Below are 16,820 nucleotides of genomic sequence, written 5' to 3'. Positions count from 1 at the left end.
GCAGGAAGTCGCCCTGCTGCCATGGTCACCAGTCCTGTTGCCTCTAATGCGGCCATCCCTGCTGCCCAGACGCCGTTCAGCGCTGAGCGCTGGCGTCAGTTCTGGGACCACTGGAAGGGTCAGCCTCAGCAGCTCGCCGGCATCGAGCAGTTGCGCCAGGCGGTCATGGCGGCCGATCCGGCGATCCTCACGGAGGCCGCCCCATGGCGGCAGACCTTCTCCTCGGCGCCGCCGGCTCCGGCCCATGCCAATCCGCTGCCGGTGGCCTGGGAGAACCAGAACGACAACGCCTCAGGCACTGGCTATCGCGAGTGCTTCTCCAGCAGCTGCGCCATGCTCGCCCGCTTTTGGGGCAAGGTCAGTGGCGATGACGCCTACAACGTCATCCGTACTCGCTATGGCGACACCACCTCGGCAGAAGCGCAGTTGGCGGCGTTGCGGTCCCTGGGGCTGACCGCCCACTTCGCCACCAACGGCCAGCGCGCAACGCTGGAGGAGCAGATCAACCTGGGGCGGCCAGTGGCCGTGGGCTGGCTGCACCACGGCCCCGCCTCAGCCCCCAGCGGCGGCGGTCACTGGAGCGTGGTGATCGGTTTCACCGAGACAGTCGCCATCCACAACGACCCCAACGGTGAGGCCGACCTGGTCCATGGCGGCTACACCGCCAACACCAACGGCGCCTCTCAGCACTACAGCTGGAAGAACTGGCTGCCGCGCTGGCAGGCCGATGGTCCCGGCACCGGCTGGCTGCTCACTTGCCATCCCTGATACCAAGGAGCACGGCCATGGCTGGTGGCGATGGATTTGATCGCGAGCGCTTCCTGCTGCGGGCGGTGGCTGGGGTATTCATCGCCCAGTTCGCGCTCTATGCCGCTGGCCTGGGCGGTTGCTTTTGGCTTGGTCTGCAGCGGCGGCTTGGCCCGGTGTGCAGCAGCTACGCCGAGAACCTGCAGCAGACCTTTGAGACGGCGGTTGGCACCAGCCTGGCCTTGCTCGGTGGCGGCAGCATCGTCAGTGCCCGGCGCCGCGATCCAGACAACTGAACCAGCCTGGCCGCAGCGCTGATCGCGACGGGCGGAAGCTTTAAGGCTGGGGATGGGCCTCCGTTCGATCCAGGTAGCTGGCGGCCCACACCGCCGGAGCGATGCCATGGGGCACCAGACGCCTGTAGGGCTCGCTGCTCAGCAGCTCCTGCACCGCTTCTGCCAGCAGGGCGGTGGAGCGACTCTCCGGCAAGCGATGGCTCAGGGCCTGTTGAACGCGCAGCAGGTACCAGGCACTGCCTTCCAGTCCAGCCGTGAAACGCTCCCAGCCATTGGGGTTGCTGCGCGCATCGAGCACCAGATCGCGGGCGTTGTGGGCCTTGTCGGCTGCCGTCACCAGCAGGGAGGTCTGAGGCTTCTCCTCCAGCGAGGCGAGATAGCGGGTCTTGCGCAGCAGCCAAGGTTCCTTCTCGGCGCCGGGCTCCACGGGGCCAGCGGTGTCGGTGCAGTCCACCACGATCGCGGCCACCTCCTCGCCAAAGCGTGCGGCAATTGAGGCCTGGCTCTGACCCGCGTCCTCGATGGCGTCGTGCAGCAGAGCCGCGATCGCCTGGTTTTCGCTGCCGCCGTCCTCCCACACCAGAGCACTCACGGCAATGAGGTGGGCGATGTAGGGAACCGGCTTGCCCTTGCGACGCTGACCGCGGTGCAGCTCAGCCGCCCAGCCCAGGGCATCGGTGTAGCGCTGGCTGTGGGCGTTCTCAGGAGCCGTCATCGGCACGTTCTACAGCCGGTGTTGCGGCTGCTGTCTCAACCAGGCCCCGGCAGCCATCCGGCCATGGGGTCGGCGAGGAATCACCAGCACTGCCCCGGAGCGCAGGGCTGCGCCCTGCTCGCCCCGCCCTGGCAAGGGCTGACGCGAGTCGGCTACGCCGACCCTTGCCAGGGCGTGTCGTCCGGGGCGATGGGACAGGTGTTCCTCGCCTCCGTCCCATGGCCTCCTCTGCTCCTCTGGCCTGTCCGATCCGTCAGCTGGTGCTGCACAGCTACCCGGCTGGGCTCAAGGTCGCCGCTGCCGAGCGCGTCACGGTCTTCTATGGCCGCCGCGGCAAGCCCGTGAAGAAGCCGCGCTTCCTGCCGGCTGAGCTGGCCCATCAGCTGGCCCGCAAGCTGGCCGCCAAGCGCCTCGGCACCGTTTCGGTGCTCTGAGGCGGCGGCCTTGTGGCCCGGCGTTGCCGGGCCTTTCTGCCCTTGGTCAGCTCGTTGCCAAGCCCGTGGCGGATCTCAGAGCCAGGGCCGGTAGCGGCTCCGTTGCCTGCGTGCTGCAGCACGCGCAGGAGCGGCGCCGAACTGAGGACTGCTGCCATTGCGGCGGCGGCGCACCCAGACGCCCTGACGGATCAGGCGGCGGTCGGCCGCATTGGCCTGCTGGATCGACACCAGGCTGCCGTAGCCGGCTTTTTGCCTGGCCTGAGCACGATCCCTGGCCTGGCTGCGATTCGGCGCCGGCACAACGGTGGCGGTGGAGCGACGGCTCCAAAAGGCCAGGTAGTAGTCCCAGCGCGTCATCGCGCTCAGCTGCGCGGGCTGCGGCCATTGAGGGCAAAGCCAGCCCGATAAAGCTCGCTGGCGCTCATCGCCTGCGGATTGATCACCTCGCCAAACCCGCTGGAGCCAAGGCTGCCGGCTGCAGTGCCCGCGGGCAAAGCGCCCGTGCCCATGGCGCCGCGCTGCTGGAACAGAAAGCCATACACGGGGTGGATGCGCAGCTGATCGAGGTAGTCAGCCGTGGTCATCGGCCGGCCGTCGTCGCCGAGCAGTGGCTGGCCATGGCCGTCGAGCGGTTCGAGCACATCGCCGCCGTCCTTGCTGCTGCCCAGCCGGAAGCAGTCCCAGAGCATCGAGCGGAACACCTGAAAGAAGGTGCCGCGCCCATCGCCCCCGGTGCGCCCTTCTGCTTCTGAGAAGGCACGCTCCAGCAGCCGCTCCTTGCGCAGCTCCTGCACCCGCTCATGGGCGGCATCGCGCTCTGCACTGACGGCGGCCACCCGTTTGGCGGCGGCCTCCTCCATCTGGCGTTCCCGCAGCTCCAGCTGCTGCTCGAGGTGCTGCTTTTGGCGTTCGGCCTCCTGCAGACGGGCGTACTCCTCGGGGTTGATCTCCGAGAAGCGGGTCAGCTGCTGCCGCAGCCCGCGCAGTTCTTTTTCGAGGTTGTTGCTGCGGCGGCGCTCGGCCTTGAGGGCCTCGCTGAGGCCATCACCGCCAGATCCCTGGGTGGGTTCATTGGCGGTGGTTGCAGCATCCGCGCCACTGCTGTGCTCGGCCTGCGTGCTGTCCTGCTCGCTGGCCTCAGGGCCCTGGAGGTCCAGCAGCTCGTTGCCTTCACCCCCGCTGCGGGTGGTGCTCGTGTTGGGGGTTGCGGAAGCAGTGGCCATGACCCGTCTCGGCTGTCAGTGGATCGGCAGCCCATCGCGGCGCTGCCATCCCCTGTTGCCGAGGCAGGAATCAGATGAGTCGATTCGGCTTGAGGGTCCCGAACACCCGCTCGCCGATCAGCGGCTGCACCAGGGAGCCGATGCCGCCGGAGCCGTAATCGGCGCCGAACTCCAGCACCGCAAAGGCGGTGTGCTGGGCGTAGGGATCCACATCAGCAGCGCCCGCAGGGTTGAGCAGGCTGAGATCCCCCAGCCAGATCAGTCCCTCGCAGGGGGCGACCACGGTGCTGCCACCGGTGGCCACACGGCGGCCGTTCTGCTGCCAGCTCAAGGTGCTGCTCAGCCAGATGGCGCCCGGGTGAGGCGGCAGGCGGGTAGCCCGGCAGACCATGCCGCTATAGGTGAAGTCGCCGGTGTCGACCCCAGGGCCGTTCTCCTTAGAGGAGATGTAGTTGGCGCGCACCAGAAAGCACTCGAGCACGTGGCTGGCCACCACGGCAGAGGTGGTGTCACCGTAAATAGCGTTCTCGGCCAGCAGCAGGCGGGCGTTGGCAAATGGTTGGAGGGGCGTAGAGGGCCAGGGCCCGGCTGCGCATGGATGTTGGCCGCTGGTGAAACGTCTGGGGCTTGTGGTCATCGCTCAACCTCGCAGCATTGGCGTTGTTCCCAGCTGCCCTGCGGCCTGGGCGGTGAACTGCACCCAGCTGCTGAGCCCAGGCAGCAGCAAAAGCAGCTGGTCGGCGTAGCGGCGCCGCTGACGCAGTAGACCCATCGCGGGCGAACTGGGGTTGGCGTAGGTGGTCTCGCTCTCCTCGCGCAACAGCTCCGTGTCGTAGGCGATCACATCTGCTTTCTGCAGGGGTGCATCACCAGCCGCCGCGACCGAGCCGGCGATCGGCCCCGAGTGGCTGCGCTTCTGGATCGCCTGCTCCTGCTCGTAGCCACCATTCAGCAGCTGCTGATCGATCAGGGCCACCGCATCCAGTAGGGCACGGGCACTCAATACCCCGGCCGCGTGTTGGCGCAGCAGATCTGCCATTGCCCGACCGATGGCATCCAGGCAGGGAACGGTGGCGGGAAGCGCCAGGCACTGGCGGATGGACTCCTGGTCTTGCGGTTGCCACGTCGCACCACCTGGGGCGCTGGGCGCATTGCTGCTGGTGGTCATGCAGAAGCCGGCGCCACGCCGGCCAGATCCCCCAGCCATTGCCGCAGGGCCTGCTCGCTCACGATGCCGCGCTCATGCAGCTGCAGCATTTCGGCCACGGTTGGTTGTGGTTTTGGCGCGGGGGCCAGCGGGCTGATTTCCACCAGCAATGCCGGACCCTGCTGCACGGGAACTGGTTCTCCGGTGATTGCGCACCAGTGCAGCAGGAGGGAGGAGAACATCGAGGCCTTCTGGATCGCCTGGCTCTGCAGCAGCGCATAGGCCTGCGAGGCCGCCAGCGAGATCTCGGTGGCGGTGCGTGGAGCCCCCTGGGCGCCAGAGGGAATCAGGGCGTCACGGCGCATGCCCTGGTCGAGGGATTCCAGCCAGGCGCGGTGCTCGGCCAAGGAGCGGGCCTGGATCTCAACGAACTGGAAGCTGGCGCCATCGGGCAGGTCGATCACGCTGTTGGGGCCCAGCACCACCGGCTCGCTGGTGCCACTGCCCATGGGGCCGACGACCCCTGTGCGCACACCCACCGGCAGAGCCGTTCGGTACAGCAGCTCCTGGTAGTCGCTCTGGCAGCGGAAGTGGTTGAGGTACTGATGCGCCAGGCCAAGGTGGGGCAGGTCGCCCTCCCCAAATGCAGCACCATCGCTGGCGTACCAGATCAGGGGCAGCTGGCTGATACCCCGGTAGTGCTGTAGTCCAGATCGTTGCGGGCGCCAGCCGGTCGAGGCCTGCGGGTCTGCCATGAGCTCGATGGTTTCAATGCTCATGCCCTCGCCATCGAGGGCAACGGAGCCGTAGAGCCAGGAATGCTGTGGTCGATCCGGGTCCAGGGGCTCGTCCTGGGCCTTGGGGTTAGGCAGCCGAAAGCTGACCGCGTCAGGTAGGGACTGGGGTCCGGGCAAGTGCCAGTTCAGGACATCGCGGCGCTCCAGCAGAGCAAGACGAGGCAGGGAGAGGCGATCGCCACGGCGCAGGGCCTGCTGGCGGTCGCCCTCGCTGGGCCAGAGGTGCTCAGGCGGCAGCACGCCAATCAGTGCTGCACCATCGCGGAGCACCAGCACGTCGGCCCGTTCGAGGAACACGCCCAGGTCTGTGCCGCGTCCATCCACATCACTGATCACCGCCTGCAGCGAGGCCGGCAGCTCCCGCCAGTGGCTGGAAGCCAGCATCCCCGCGAAGGTGCGCAGCGCATCGCGGAAGAAGCCGGAGGGCAGAGCCCCCTCCAGCCTTCGGCGGTAGGCGCTCTCTGGCTCCCGTTCACCGCGGGGCAGGTAGTGCTCCTTGCGGCCAGCGAGGAGGTCCCAGCAGTCCTGGATCAGCTCCAGGCGGGGGAGCAGTGCGGCCAGGGTGGGGTGCAGAGGCCAGGGGAGCAGCTCTGTTGCGTTCGCAGGGGGCACATTGATCGTCGGTGCTGCCTGCTTTTGCCGGCGCGGCAATCAACCGGTGGCAAGGTAGTTCTCAGATCCGTCGATGACTCCTACGGTTTGCGGAGGGTTCCTGGGGAAGCACTGCCATCAAAGCCATTCAAGGCCCAAGGGGCACTGAAGAAAAACTGGTTACTAGCTAGAGCGGAGCACTGTTGTTAAGGCTAGCGGAACCAACTAGGAACAAATTAGACACTAGAGACTTAAATGATCCTGACACGCGATCAAACATTTCAAGTTGTTCTTAGCCTGCGAACTCAGGTCTCACTTGGTCAGGAATCGGTTGGGACGGGAATCTTTGTCGAAAAGGCCGATAAGCTTTACCTGCTAACTGCAACCCATGTGGCTCTTGCGACCAGCCAGGCTACTGCGGTTGTCATCAGTGATGCCCGGGGAAATGCAACTTCAATGTCGTTAGCCGACTTCAACATGAGCCTGGCATGGAAGCATCACCCGGTAGCAGATATTTCAGCTCTCGCGATAGAGATGAATCCCAGGGTTCAGCCTCACTTGGTCAATAGGTTTCTCCCATTCGACCATTTTCAAACACAACGCGAACCGATATCGAGAGACATTGAACTGACTTCTGTTGGTTTTCCCAATGGCCTCGGCGCACAGGGAATGTTTAGCCCCCTCACTTATCGCTCTTACGCATCATCAGCACTAATTTCCCTCAATCGTGCAGACACCAATACGCCTTGCGAGTTCTTTCTCCTTGAGAACCCGAGCATTGGTGGATACAGCGGTGGACCCGTATTTGACCTTGGAATAATGATTGTCGGCGGCATGACAACGCTAAAGGACAAGACCTATTGCTTGGGACTGATGCACGGCACAATCTCAGACCAAACGGGCGGCAAGTTGGCTGCAGTAACACCGGCGTACTATCTTCAGGGATTCATTTAAATGGCTGTCCCGGTCCTAAGCCGGATTACAATTATTTTTTCATCATTCCGGTTGCGCCCGGTTGTCTCTACGTTTGGACGACGGGAAGACGACGTATGAATGGACGATGAGAGATTCTCGGAATCGCAAGCAGGTTGGAAAGCTGTTTGTCCTCGGAGCCGGTGCTTCTCTAGCCGCCAGCCAGGTCCGAGCGACGCCTGGTCAGTCACCCGTCTACCAGACGCCGTTGGACTTAGAGTTTGCAGCAAGAATCGCTGACCTCGACTTGGCCCGGCCCAACTGGGTGGCTGAGGAACGAGACAGAGTGTCGAGATTCTTCGCGCCAAGGGGAAGCTTCCGCGACTACAGGCTTGAGGAAGCAGTGTTGCGGCAGCTCGGCCTGCTCGAGCTGCTTGAGGCTCTTCACCCGAGACGTTCGCGATCGCAAATTGAGCCGGCAGTCTGGCTTGATTCGGTCTCGCATCTCATCTGCATCGTCCTCCGACGGGCCCGCGAGAACCGCTCTCGCTTGTACGAGCAACTGGCTTCCAGATACTTTCCGGCGGGAGTCGCTATTGATCGCCTAGAAAACCGGATCATCACATTCAACTATGACACATTGCTGGACCAGCACATATTGCGGGGTCGAGCAGTGACTGATGTCTACTTTGACCAGATTCGGGAGCGGCGTGATCGTCCCGCACGCTCACCACAACCCAACCCACTGCTGTTGAAGCTGCACGGCTCCATCAACTGGAGATGCACCAGCGAGAACTTGCAGGCACTTATTCGAGGCGGTGATCCCGGAGAGCATCTATACCGTATCGAAGCAGTCTGGGTTGACAACTCATCATCGCCCAGTCCGTCCGATGCCGTATCGCCGTTGCTCATTCCGCCACTTCCGACTAAACCCATCACAAGCGTCAGTCTGTTCCGATGGCTATGGACTCGAGCGTATGAATATCTTCATACGGCACGTGAGCTCATCGTGATCGGCTATTCTTTGCCGCCAGCCGACCAAGTCGCAGACGCGATGTTCGGCAGTTTCAGGCCAGAGCGCTTGAGCCGCATCTGTATCGTGGATCCGAACACTGCGGCTCTAGAAAGATGGCGATCTGTGCTTCGCAGAGCAGGCGTGGAAGGGCAAAACTGGGACTACTGTGAATCCCTATCTGACTTCCTTAGAAATGAACAGTAAGCGCGAGTGCGGCCTAGCCAGCGTATGAACCTGACGCGCAGGGGGGGGATGCGCTGGATCGAAGAAGATAGGTGCACAGCTATCCCCAATTACGTTACTCAAAGTCATCCTCACCCCAACGACTCTTCCACCTGCTCAGCCCCCATCGCCACCACCCTCACAGTGCAGGCAGTTGAAATCTGCGACCAACGATCCGCGCTTAGTCCGAGCAGCTCCGGAACTTGATCCGCCGGTGTGCCCTGCCGCAGCAACTTCTGCCCCCGAGCATGCAGCTCCCGCCAGCGGCCCGGCACCGTAATGAGAAAGCCCTTGTCGCGCAGGTAGTGGGTGATCTCGCCGTTCACGAACGGCCTGGCGTAGGCGATGAAGTGGTTGGGGCTGCGGCCCGGCCGCTGGATGTCGTAGCGGCGTGAGGCCTTGATCAACCCAATGGCCGCCAGCTGCTCCAGGTCTTCCCTGGGATGGCCGGTGCGGCGGGCGTAGTTGGCGGCCACCTTGGCGGCAAAGGGCAGGTGCTCCACTACCAGGGCATCAGCAGCGGCGTGGGGCGAGCGCAACGGGCCTCGTGAACGACCTGATGTCGTCACGCGAGGGGTGGCCTGCTGAGGCCTGGGGCGGTGGTTGTGTGGTGTGGGGCTCATCAGAAATGGGGGGATGCCCCTCAGCGGGAGAACAGCAACGGCCGGGGCGTGGCCTTGCCCTGGCTGCGCCAGTGCTGGGTCTGCAGCCAGATCACGCCCTGGCAGAAGGCATCCACCAGGTCATCGTGAGCGGCATTGGGAAAACCCAGCAATTCGCTGATTAGGGCGTCGTTGCCGCTGCGAAAAGCCAGCTGGCCGGCCTCCAGCAGCGGGGCCACGGCATGGGCGCGGCTCACCTTGCTACCGGTGGGCCGCACAGCAATCAGGCCAGGAATCTGGCGCTGCAGCAACTGGCAGACGGCCGGGCCATTGGCGGCGTCCTCCATCAGCACTGCATCAGGACTCAAGCCCTGGCCCAGCGATGCCAGGGTCTGGCCGAGGAATTTGACCACCCCCGGTAGGTCGAGGCGGTGGTGCTGGCTCCAGATCACCTCGATCCGGTGGACACCTTCCTGCGGTTCGGCCGGTGAGCGCACCCGGGCGGCACTGGGGTGGAGCTGCTCATCCCGTGCCTTGGCCTGGGCAGCCGGATGGCGGGCCTCCTGATCCGGCAGCAGGCCGAGCAGGCAGAAGCCGCAGTAGTCGTTCTCCGCGCCCCCCTTGAAACTCAGATCGCAACTGAGCACCACCGCCGCAAAGGGTCGTTGCGCTGCCCGGCCGTCTGGGGCAGGGGTGCCCGCTGTGGTGCGGATCCAGGCGCGTTTGAACAGCAGACCTTCTGCTGGGGAGGGGCGCTGCTGATAAAGCGCGTTCCACCAATAACTGCCGGCGCGGATGCGGATCTGCTCCAGCTCCACCAGCGGGAAACGCTCTGGGCAGAGCGGCTCACCGGGCTGGCGCCAGTCCGGCTCGATGGTGCAGGTGGCCGGGAACTTGATCTGCTGCTGGGGCAGTTCAGCAATGGCCGGCAGGTTCAGCACCTGCCAGCGCTGCGGGGCCTCGCCGCTCTCCTGCTCCAACAGCCAGCCGATCAGGTCGTCTTGGTGCCAGCGGGTCAGCACCACCACCTGGGCCGCGCCTGCAAAACCCCATCGCGAGGGCCCCTGAGGGGCTGGTTCAGCGCGGGTGAGCCAGACGGACTGGAACCACTCGATCAGCTTCTGGCGTTGGCCGGCGGAATTGGCGTCTTCTGGACCCTTGTAGGGGTCATCGATGATCCCCAGGGCGTAGCCCTTGCCGGTGAAGGGGCCGCGCACACCGGCGGCAATGCAGCCACCGCGCTCGGGCGTCAGCCAGTTGCCCACGGCAGTGGAGTCCTTGGAGAGGGGATGGCCGACGGCGCGGTAGTAGTGCCGCGCCTCACGGCTATGGGCATAGGCCAGCTCGGCCGAATACGAGGCGATGGCGCAGAAGCGCGTGGGGTAGCGGCTCACCCAGTAGGCCGGGAACAGCTTGGACACCAGTAGTGATTTGCCCAGCCGTGGGGGGCAGCAGACGATCAGGCGGTTGAGCTCGCCATCGGCCACGCGCTGCAGCAGAGCGATCAATCGCTCGGCCCAGGTGTGGAAGGCGTAGCCGGGATAAGCGGCCACGATGAAATCACGGAAGGCCTGCTGGACCTGGGGGCCGTTCTGCTGGCGGCAGGGGTCAGGAACATCCAGCAGGCCCCAGTCGGCCCAGCGGTCGCTGGCCGGATCGAGAAGCAGGCCGGCCATCAACTTCTGGCCCCGCCCCCTTGGGGTTCGGGTGGTTTGATCGGCGCCCGCAGCAGTCCGCCGATCTCGGCAATCACCCGGAAGGCACCCACTGCAGCTGAGAACTGCTCAGCATCCATGGCCCGGCGGGCGCAGTCATTGAGGGCAAAGATCTGCTCGGCCTGGTGGCGGCGCCGGTCGCTGATCAGCTCCTCCACCATCCGCTCGCGGGCCAGGTTGAGGTAGCGATTGATCGTTTGGGTGTTCTTCACCCCCCAGCTTTCACGAGCTTTTTCGGCGATCAGCGCCAGCGGAATGCGCTGGGCGATCCAAAGCTGCGCTTCTGCCACGCGCCGCTCCACCTCCAAACGCGAGGGCCGAGGGGGTAGCTGCATGAGCAGTCCCCTCGTGCGGCGCGGGGGGTTGGCATGGCCGATCGGTCGGGCGGGGTCGGTGGGCTCATACAGCGGCTGGCCGTTGTCGTCTTCTGCGCTGGCTGCAGAGCGCAGCTCTTCCACTGGATCAGCGGCGCTGCTTGGGCGGGAGTGCTGCGGCATGGGCTCAGAACGGCAGTGCCGGCGTTTTGGGTGCACGGATGGTCCAGAAAGGTTTGCCGCGCTTTTCAGTGGCATTGCCCTGCTGGATCGCGCTGTCCTTGGCGGCCTTGAGCTGCTGCTCGATCTCTTGCACCACCGGCGGGAAGTCGTAGCTCAGCCGCCCGGGGCTGTGGGCAAAGCCCCAGTCGTTGTGGGAGAAGGCTGGATCCAGCTGGCCAGCGGCCATCGCCGCGTTGAGGGCCTCCAGCAGGGGCTCCAGTTGCTGCTCCAGCTGCTTCTGCCGGGCCTTGATCGCGGTGACGGCATCCAGCAGGGCATCGAGATCAGCCGCATCTGCGGGGGACGCAGGTGGAGCAGCAGCGAGCAGGAGGTCCGCCATCAGAGAGCACTAGATCATTGACCCGGACAATTCCGAGCCTGCTCAATCTAGCGGCTCTGCATCACGAGCCAATGTCCCGACATGCCTCGGGGATGCCTGGGTGATCAGAAGGGGCGGTGGCTCAGGCAGTAACGGCTCCAGGCCGCAGCCCAGGCCGCCAGGCACTGCTCACGGCTGTAAAAGGTGCTGGTGAACGCCTCGCCGGGCTTGCTCCAGATCGTCTGACCCAGCTCGTAGTGGTTCCCCTGCGCGGCCTCCAGCACCATGTAGCCGCCCAGCTGGGCGGCGGTGGAATAGGGCCGGCCATGGGCTGAGAGCGTCTTGAGGTCGTAGAGCACCCGCACCGGCTGGCCATGGCGTTCGCTCAGTGCCGATGAGACATACGCCCCATCGAAGGCACCAGCCACGTTGCGGGTGAGGCAGCAGGTGAGCCGTTCGCTGGCGATCACCTCCACCTCCTCCCAGAGCGGCAGCTGCAGCAGCGGCAGGATCCAGTCCCGGTACTGGTGATGGCCTGGCATGGCTTCGGCATCCAGCAGGGCTTCGCTGGCGCTCTTGCCTACCAAGAAGCGGGCCTGGCTGTAGTGCTCCAGAGCGGCATGCACCGTGGTGCCGCGCGGCTCCCAGATCGGCCGCTTCGCCTCGATCGCCCGTTTGGCGGTCTCGCTGAGGCCATGGGCCAGCACGCCGGTGATCGACACCGGAAACAGGTGATCGCCCAGCCAGTAGCGATGGGCCTCCTCATCCCGCCAGAGGCCGGGGATGGGATCAAGCCAGGTGGAGGTGGTGGTGACCATGACCGTTTCAGTTGTGACGCGGCGTGACGATGGGCGTAACAGCCGAGAGGGCCGGCCTGCCGAGGTTTCTAGGGGTGGCTGTAACGCTGTAACCCTTTTTCAGAGATAGAGGCTTTAGCAAGCAGCAGGGGCTGGTTGAGAGGGTGTGCATGTGCCATTGAATTCATAGGGGGCTCTATCGGATCCCTGGAGCGTTACATCGTTACAGCGGCCCAGATCGATTGCGTGGCAGTTGATCTGGGCGTTACCGCTGCTGTTATGTCTGGCCCGTTTGTGACGGCTGTTCGTTACAGCTCGCCCAGGGGAATGGCGACCGCACGGCTGACCATGCCGGCGCCACAGAAGCGCACCGGTCCGGCCCGTTGCGCACCGGCCAGGCGCAGCAGCACCACGGGCCAGCTGTTCTGCCAGGCGGTATCAGCAAGAAACTGCTCAATCGCCTTGGCGGTGTTGCTCACCAGCAGCCGGTCCTGATCCACCCGCAGGCCATGGCGCCCAAGGGTCTGGGCCGCCAAACCCGGGCTCACGTCGATGCAACTGCTGTGGCAAGCCGCCAGCTCCACCAGCTCGCCGATGGTGCGGGTGACGGGTTTGTCGTCGGTCTCCACCCGCACCTGGCGCTGCAGGATCGTCTGAATGCAGCGGGCCTCATCCGGTACTTCCGTGCTCTGGCTGTAGCTCTCCCAGTCATGGCAGGCGATGCAGTGCTCCGCCTCCTCCTGGGTAGGCACCGCATCACTCAGCAGCGACCAGGCTCCGGCCATCAAGGTTCCGTACTGATCCCCCAGGCGCTGGGAGTCGAAGTGCCTTGCCGCAGCAGCGGAGAAGACCACCACCGACTGACGGATCACCGGGATCAGCGACACGGTGCGAGCGATCAATCGCCGCGCCAATTCTGGAGTGATGTGGCGTTCGAGATCGCGATCAAGGCTCTGCCAGTGCACCTCGCGTTCTTCCTTGCCCATCTCGGTGGGGCTGCGCAGGGTTAGCTGCGCGAAACGGCTTTTGTCAGCTCCCTGCTTGAGGGCAGTGGCAATCGATGACATCAGGAACATCGAGCGCACCCGGTAGCGGCTCACATCGCCGCTGGGGGAACCCTTAAGCATCTCGGCGCTGCTCTCGCTGCTGGCCACCCTCGCCAGCGACAGGATCGCCTGCATGCGCTGCTGGTCGCCCTTCTCATTGCTCTCCGCCTCATCGAAGACCACTGGCACGGCATCGCAGCAGATGGTCTGGCGCAGGCCTGCTTCTGTGGTCGCGCCCACCACCACCAGGCTCAAATCACCGAGCAGCGGCGCCACGAAGCGATCGAGGATCTGGCTCTTGCCTGAGCCGGCGCCGGCAGTGAGCCAGAGGTGGGGCCGCCAGCGCAGGGCTCCGCAGATCGGAGCCAGCACCACCCAGCCCAGCAGCAGGGTGCCGGAGGCCGGCACCTCCCAGCGAAAGCGGTTGGCGATGCCCACGATCACACCTGCTTCTTGCACGGTCAGAGGCTCAACGCCGCAGGGCCCCTCCAGGCGCTTGAGGCGTTGGTAGATGTGCCGCGAGCGGAAGGGTTTGGTGATCGGGTGCTCCCCATCGGGAGTGATCAAGCGATCACCGAGGTGCAGCACGGTGCGGCCCTCATCCCACCAGGCCCCGCGGCCGCGGATGCGCTCCACCGCAAAGATCCCCATCGCGGCCGAGCTCTTGTGCAGATCACTGGCTGCCGCCGGCCAGTTCACACCGGTCCGGCTGGGGTAGAGGCTCTCCCAGTACTCCAGTGGTGCCAAGGCCACCAGGTGGGTGGCGGTGTGGCAACCCCGGGGCAGGCGGATCACCTGACCGGTGCTGCCGGGTTGATAGAAGTTCGCGTCCGCGTCGTAGCCAAGGCACTGAAAAGGCGTGCCCGGGTTTGGGGGTGCAGCAGGCGCTGTCACTGGCGGAGCACCAGCGTCATCGCCAGCAGCACCCGCGTCGGCGGGGCTCCATGGCTGGGCTGCTTTCGCCAGCTGCCGGGCGGCCTGCTGGGGTGTCCAGTCCGCATCGGCCAGGTCCCAGCCCTGGGGCAAGTCCGCCGGCAGAGCCACCAGTTGCAGCTGGCAGTCGAGCGGGTGCAGCAGGGCGGTCAGGCTCTGCATGGCTTCCAGGCCCGCGGCATCGGCATCGGGCCAGAGCGTCACCGAGCGGCCGGCCAGCGGCGTCCAGTCCGCCTTGGCGATCGCCTTGGAGCCATTGGCCCAAGTGAGCACCACGTGCTGCGGGAACAGGCGTGCAGCCGCATCGGCGGTGCTCTCCCCTTCCACCACCAGCACCGGAGCGTTGGGGCGCTCCAGCAGATTCGGCAGTCCGTAGAGCGGCCTGGGGGTGGGCCAGTCGCAGCTGAAGGCGTCGCGGCGGCTGGGGCGATGCCAGTCCCCATCCAGCCAGACGCGATGCAGGAAGGCTTTGCCGCCGTTACGCAGCCGGATCCGTTGGATCCAGAACAGCACTTCCCCTGCGCCATTGCGGTAGGCCCACTGGGCGGTGGCCCCGCGGTTCAACGGCGGTGGCTGGGCATCGGCGGGAGGTTTGTCAGGCATCCGCCAGGGCTTGCCGTTTCGACTGGTGCCCCTATCGGCACGGGTGTCCTGGTGATCAGGCACCAGGCCAAGGAAGGCCTCCACCTGCCGGGCGGCCTCCACAAAGCTCCAGCCCTGCCGGCGCAGCAGCAGGTCGATGCCGGAGCCAGCGCCGCCGCGCTGGTCCTTGCCGCCGCACTGGTTGCAGAACCAGGAGCCACTGCCGTCCTTGTCGTCAAAGCGGTAGCGATCCGTCCCGCCGCAGAGCGGGCAGGGCTGATGGCGATTGCTGAGCTGCTCGCCGCTCAGTCCCGCCAGGGCAGCCAGGATCTCCGGCCAGCGGCCCCGGGCCGCAGTAATGGCATCAGAGGCCATGGGTTCCGGCTCACCTGCTCGCTGTTGAGGTCGCGGCGGGATTCGGTGATGCCCGATCCGGTCTGTCCAGCAGGAGTTCGCGGTCCATGGCGGCATCCAGCACCTGCCGCAGTGCCGCCGAGCGACTGAGGGAGCCGTGACGCCTGCGGGCATCCAGCCAGGCGAGTTGCTGCTGGGTGATCGAGACACTCACCGGCAGGGCGTAGTCGGGCATCAGGCCATTGCTCGTGATCTGCAGCCTAATAGCTTTGGCCATGCCTCGCTAGCCTGAGCCAAGGAAGATGAGCGGCTAGCAGTCGTCCCGCTCGATCTGGTGCCAATGCCGTCAATCGTTCTGCGTGACTACCAGCTGCAGTTGCTGGCCGATCTCCGCGCGGCCCTCAAGGCCCACCGGCGGGTCTGTGCCGTCATGCCCACCGGCGCGGGCAAAGGCCAGACCATCGGCGCCATCGCCCGCGGCGCTGCCCGCAAGGGCAGGAAGGTGCTGGTGCTGGCCCACCGGGCCGAGCTGATCGAGCAGCTCACGGGCACCGTTCGGGCCTGGGGGCTGGAGCCCGATGTGGTCGCCCCCGGCCACCAGCTGCAGGGCCGGCAGGTGGCGGTTGGCTCGGTGCAGACTGTGGCCCGGCGGCTGGGGCAGCTGTCAGCGCCGGATCTGATCATTCAGGACGAGGCCCATCACCTGGTGGCAGGCAACATCTGGGGCCAGATCATCAACACCTGGCCAGAGGCGCATCTGATCGGCAAGACCGCCACGCCCGAACGCCTCGATGGCAAAGGTCTCGGCGTAGAGGCCGGCGGCTTCTTCGAGGCCCTGGTGCTGGGGCCCTCTGCGGCCTGGCTGGTGGAGCAGGGCTGGCTGGCCAGACCCAAGGTCTTCTCCTGGCCAGGTGCCAGGAACAGCAAGGGGCAGGGTCCCGAACTCCACCAGCGGATGGGCGAGTACGACCTGGAGCAGGCGGCGCGCGCCTTCGGGGACCGGGCCGCAATCGGTGATGCGGTGTCGCACTACCTGCGCCGGCTGCACCCCGGCACGGCCATCTGCTTTTGCTGCACGATCGAGCACGCCGAACAGATGGCTGGCGCCTTCCGCGCTGCGGGGATCAGGGCCGCGTCAGTGAGCGGCGGCACGTCAGCAGAGGATCGCAAATGCTTGATCGCCGGGCTCGGCACCGGGGAGGTGGAGGTGCTCACCAGTTGCATGATCATTTCCGAGGGCACCGACATCCCCTCAGTGGGCGGCGCGATCCTGATGCGCCCAACCGCTTCCTTGTCGCTCTATCTGCAGATGGTCGGCCGGGCCCTGCGTCCCGCACCGGGCAAGCAGGAGGCGGTGATCCTCGATCACGTCGGCAATGCCCATCGCCATGGCCTGCCCACCGATGAGCGCGCGTGGAACCTGGCTGGCCGCCGCCGCCGGGAGGGCATCTCGATTCCGATCAAGGACTGCCCGATCTGCTTCTGCAGTTGCCCCAGTGCCGCACAGGTCTGCCCCGACTGCGGCCACCTGTTTCTTGCAGAGGACCGCGATGAGCAGCGCCATGGGCTCCAACTGCTTGAGGGTGAACTGGTCGAGATCAGCGGGTCGGATCGGCACCGCCCCCAGCTCCAGCAGGCCCGGCCACGCCGTACGCACCCGGCAGCCGGCTGCCGCACCTTCGAGGACTTGCTGCAGCGGGAGCAGGAACGCGGCTATAAGCCCGGCTGGGCCAGGCATGTGTGGGCAGCCAGGCAACGCGGCAAGGCATGAAGTATTTGCGAGGGTGACAGCCCTCCAAATACGCACCAGGTATTCGCCATTCAGCAAATACCT

19 protein-coding genes are annotated in these 16,820 nt (G+C 65.5%); 6 read left to right on the top strand and 13 right to left on the bottom strand.

All coding sequences use genetic code 11. From position 1 onward, the window contains the following. Positions 1–21: 21 nt before the first annotated feature. Together KBY73_RS03500 and KBY73_RS03495 are read left to right on the top strand one after the other, a co-directional pair. On the top strand, positions 22–768 hold the full coding sequence (locus tag KBY73_RS03500; RefSeq protein WP_254935724.1) for a C39 family peptidase: 747 nt from the start codon (positions 22–24) through the stop codon (positions 766–768). Between the two features lie 17 nt (positions 769–785). Then, on the top strand, positions 786–1,043 hold the full coding sequence (locus tag KBY73_RS03495) for a hypothetical protein (RefSeq protein WP_254935723.1): 258 nt from the start codon (positions 786–788) through the stop codon (positions 1,041–1,043). Between the two features lie 40 nt (positions 1,044–1,083). Here KBY73_RS03495 and KBY73_RS03490 read toward each other — a convergent pair whose 3' ends face one another. Then, positions 1,084–1,758 (bottom strand): HD domain-containing protein, encoded by a 675-nt coding sequence (locus tag KBY73_RS03490; RefSeq protein ID WP_254935722.1) that lies wholly within the window; start codon positions 1,756–1,758, stop codon positions 1,084–1,086. 218 nt (positions 1,759–1,976) lie between these two features. On the opposite strand from KBY73_RS03490, the gene KBY73_RS03485 reads away from it, so the two are divergent. Further along, positions 1,977–2,192 (top strand): hypothetical protein, encoded by a 216-nt coding sequence (locus KBY73_RS03485; RefSeq protein WP_254935721.1) that lies wholly within the window; start codon positions 1,977–1,979, stop codon positions 2,190–2,192. 75 nt (positions 2,193–2,267) lie between these two features. On the opposite strand, the gene KBY73_RS03480 is transcribed toward KBY73_RS03485, so the two are convergent. The 5 genes from KBY73_RS03480 to KBY73_RS03460 all read right to left on the bottom strand — a co-directional run bounded on the left by KBY73_RS03480 (position 2,268) and on the right by KBY73_RS03460 (position 5,974). Beyond that, positions 2,268–2,552 carry a hypothetical protein gene (locus KBY73_RS03480; RefSeq protein ID WP_254935720.1) on the bottom strand — a complete coding sequence of 95 codons (285 nt, stop codon included), beginning with the start codon at positions 2,550–2,552 and terminating at the stop codon, positions 2,268–2,270. Between the two features lie 5 nt (positions 2,553–2,557). Beyond that, complete coding sequence (locus KBY73_RS03475) at positions 2,558–3,418, bottom strand: hypothetical protein (RefSeq protein ID WP_254935719.1); 861 nt, start codon at positions 3,416–3,418, stop codon at positions 2,558–2,560. Positions 3,419–3,488: 70 nt separating this feature from the next. Further along, a complete protein-coding gene (locus KBY73_RS03470) occupies positions 3,489–4,055 on the bottom strand; it encodes a hypothetical protein (protein ID WP_254935718.1) in 567 nt (188 codons plus the stop codon). 3 nt (positions 4,056–4,058) lie between these two features. Beyond that, positions 4,059–4,586, bottom strand: a complete 528-nt coding sequence (locus KBY73_RS03465) for a hypothetical protein (protein WP_254935717.1) — start codon at positions 4,584–4,586, stop codon at positions 4,059–4,061. Then, positions 4,583–5,974, bottom strand: coding sequence for a DUF4055 domain-containing protein (locus tag KBY73_RS03460; protein WP_254935716.1), 1,392 nt, complete (start codon positions 5,972–5,974; stop codon positions 4,583–4,585). The genes KBY73_RS03465 and KBY73_RS03460 overlap by 4 nt, the downstream gene beginning before the upstream one ends. Positions 5,975–6,208: 234 nt before the next feature. On the opposite strand from KBY73_RS03460, the gene KBY73_RS03455 reads away from it, so the two are divergent. Further along, on the top strand, positions 6,209–6,907 hold the full coding sequence (locus KBY73_RS03455; protein ID WP_254935715.1) for a trypsin-like peptidase domain-containing protein: 699 nt from the start codon (positions 6,209–6,211) through the stop codon (positions 6,905–6,907). A gap of 106 nt (positions 6,908–7,013) precedes the next feature. Further along, positions 7,014–8,084, top strand: coding sequence for an SIR2 family protein (locus KBY73_RS15115; protein ID WP_396096681.1), 1,071 nt, complete (start codon positions 7,014–7,016; stop codon positions 8,082–8,084). 110 nt (positions 8,085–8,194) lie between these two features. Here the strand turns inward: KBY73_RS15115 and KBY73_RS03450 are convergent, their stop codons facing one another. From KBY73_RS03450 to KBY73_RS03420, 7 genes are all read right to left on the bottom strand, one after another. Next, a complete protein-coding gene (locus KBY73_RS03450) occupies positions 8,195–8,725 on the bottom strand; it encodes a sigma-70 family RNA polymerase sigma factor (protein ID WP_254935714.1) in 531 nt (176 codons plus the stop codon). A gap of 20 nt (positions 8,726–8,745) precedes the next feature. Beyond that, positions 8,746–10,380, bottom strand: coding sequence for a terminase (locus KBY73_RS03445; protein ID WP_254935713.1), 1,635 nt, complete (start codon positions 10,378–10,380; stop codon positions 8,746–8,748). Then, positions 10,380–10,916, bottom strand: coding sequence for a hypothetical protein (locus KBY73_RS03440; RefSeq protein ID WP_254935712.1), 537 nt, complete (start codon positions 10,914–10,916; stop codon positions 10,380–10,382). The genes KBY73_RS03445 and KBY73_RS03440 overlap by 1 nt, the downstream gene beginning before the upstream one ends. Before the next feature lie 4 nt (positions 10,917–10,920). Beyond that, entirely contained in the window at positions 10,921–11,295 is a 375-nt protein-coding gene (locus KBY73_RS03435; protein ID WP_254935711.1) for a hypothetical protein, read from the bottom strand. A 104-nt stretch (positions 11,296–11,399) separates the two neighbouring features. Further along, positions 11,400–12,092, bottom strand: coding sequence for a hypothetical protein (locus tag KBY73_RS03430; RefSeq protein WP_254935710.1), 693 nt, complete (start codon positions 12,090–12,092; stop codon positions 11,400–11,402). Positions 12,093–12,379: 287 nt separating this feature from the next. Continuing rightward, positions 12,380–15,007, bottom strand: coding sequence for a primase-helicase zinc-binding domain-containing protein (locus KBY73_RS03425; RefSeq protein WP_254935709.1), 2,628 nt, complete (start codon positions 15,005–15,007; stop codon positions 12,380–12,382). A gap of 10 nt (positions 15,008–15,017) precedes the next feature. After that, positions 15,018–15,263, bottom strand: a complete 246-nt coding sequence (locus KBY73_RS03420) for a hypothetical protein (RefSeq protein WP_161956112.1) — start codon at positions 15,261–15,263, stop codon at positions 15,018–15,020. A gap of 63 nt (positions 15,264–15,326) precedes the next feature. Between KBY73_RS03420 and KBY73_RS03415 the strand changes: the two genes are divergently transcribed. Next, positions 15,327–16,757 (top strand): DEAD/DEAH box helicase, encoded by a 1,431-nt coding sequence (locus KBY73_RS03415; protein ID WP_254935708.1) that lies wholly within the window; start codon positions 15,327–15,329, stop codon positions 16,755–16,757. Positions 16,758–16,820: the final 63 nt, after the last annotated feature.

Source organism: Cyanobium sp. Tous-M-B4, assembly GCF_024345395.1.
In the GTDB taxonomy this organism is placed as follows: Bacteria; Cyanobacteriota; Cyanobacteriia; order PCC-6307; family Cyanobiaceae; genus Cyanobium_A.
The sequence above is the reverse complement of the archived record's forward strand: the minus strand, read 5'-3'. Positions and strand labels throughout refer to the sequence as shown.

Bases quoted from the DNA above. Each gene is read 5' to 3' on its own strand.
- KBY73_RS03500 (WP_254935724.1), top strand. From the start codon at position 22: ATGGTCACCAGTCCTGTTGCCTCTAATGCGGCCATCCCTGCTGCCCAG.
- KBY73_RS03495 (WP_254935723.1), top strand. From the start codon at position 786: ATGGCTGGTGGCGATGGATTTGATCGCGAGCGCTTCCTGCTGCGGGCG.
- KBY73_RS03490 (WP_254935722.1), bottom strand. From the start codon at position 1,758: ATGACGGCTCCTGAGAACGCCCACAGCCAGCGCTACACCGATGCCCTG.
- KBY73_RS03485 (WP_254935721.1), top strand. From the start codon at position 1,977: ATGGCCTCCTCTGCTCCTCTGGCCTGTCCGATCCGTCAGCTGGTGCTG.
- KBY73_RS03480 (WP_254935720.1), bottom strand. From the start codon at position 2,552: ATGACGCGCTGGGACTACTACCTGGCCTTTTGGAGCCGTCGCTCCACC.
- KBY73_RS03475 (WP_254935719.1), bottom strand. From the start codon at position 3,418: ATGGCCACTGCTTCCGCAACCCCCAACACGAGCACCACCCGCAGCGGG.
- KBY73_RS03470 (WP_254935718.1), bottom strand. From the start codon at position 4,055: ATGACCACAAGCCCCAGACGTTTCACCAGCGGCCAACATCCATGCGCA.
- KBY73_RS03465 (WP_254935717.1), bottom strand. From the start codon at position 4,586: ATGACCACCAGCAGCAATGCGCCCAGCGCCCCAGGTGGTGCGACGTGG.
- KBY73_RS03455 (WP_254935715.1), top strand. From the start codon at position 6,209: ATGATCCTGACACGCGATCAAACATTTCAAGTTGTTCTTAGCCTGCGA.
- KBY73_RS15115 (WP_396096681.1), top strand. From the start codon at position 7,014: ATGAGAGATTCTCGGAATCGCAAGCAGGTTGGAAAGCTGTTTGTCCTC.
- KBY73_RS03450 (WP_254935714.1), bottom strand. From the start codon at position 8,725: ATGAGCCCCACACCACACAACCACCGCCCCAGGCCTCAGCAGGCCACC.
- KBY73_RS03445 (WP_254935713.1), bottom strand. From the start codon at position 10,380: ATGGCCGGCCTGCTTCTCGATCCGGCCAGCGACCGCTGGGCCGACTGG.
- KBY73_RS03440 (WP_254935712.1), bottom strand. From the start codon at position 10,916: ATGCCGCAGCACTCCCGCCCAAGCAGCGCCGCTGATCCAGTGGAAGAG.
- KBY73_RS03435 (WP_254935711.1), bottom strand. From the start codon at position 11,295: ATGGCGGACCTCCTGCTCGCTGCTGCTCCACCTGCGTCCCCCGCAGAT.
- KBY73_RS03430 (WP_254935710.1), bottom strand. From the start codon at position 12,092: ATGGTCACCACCACCTCCACCTGGCTTGATCCCATCCCCGGCCTCTGG.
- KBY73_RS03425 (WP_254935709.1), bottom strand. From the start codon at position 15,007: ATGGCCTCTGATGCCATTACTGCGGCCCGGGGCCGCTGGCCGGAGATC.
- KBY73_RS03420 (WP_161956112.1), bottom strand. From the start codon at position 15,263: ATGGCCAAAGCTATTAGGCTGCAGATCACGAGCAATGGCCTGATGCCC.
- KBY73_RS03415 (WP_254935708.1), top strand. From the start codon at position 15,327: ATGCCGTCAATCGTTCTGCGTGACTACCAGCTGCAGTTGCTGGCCGAT.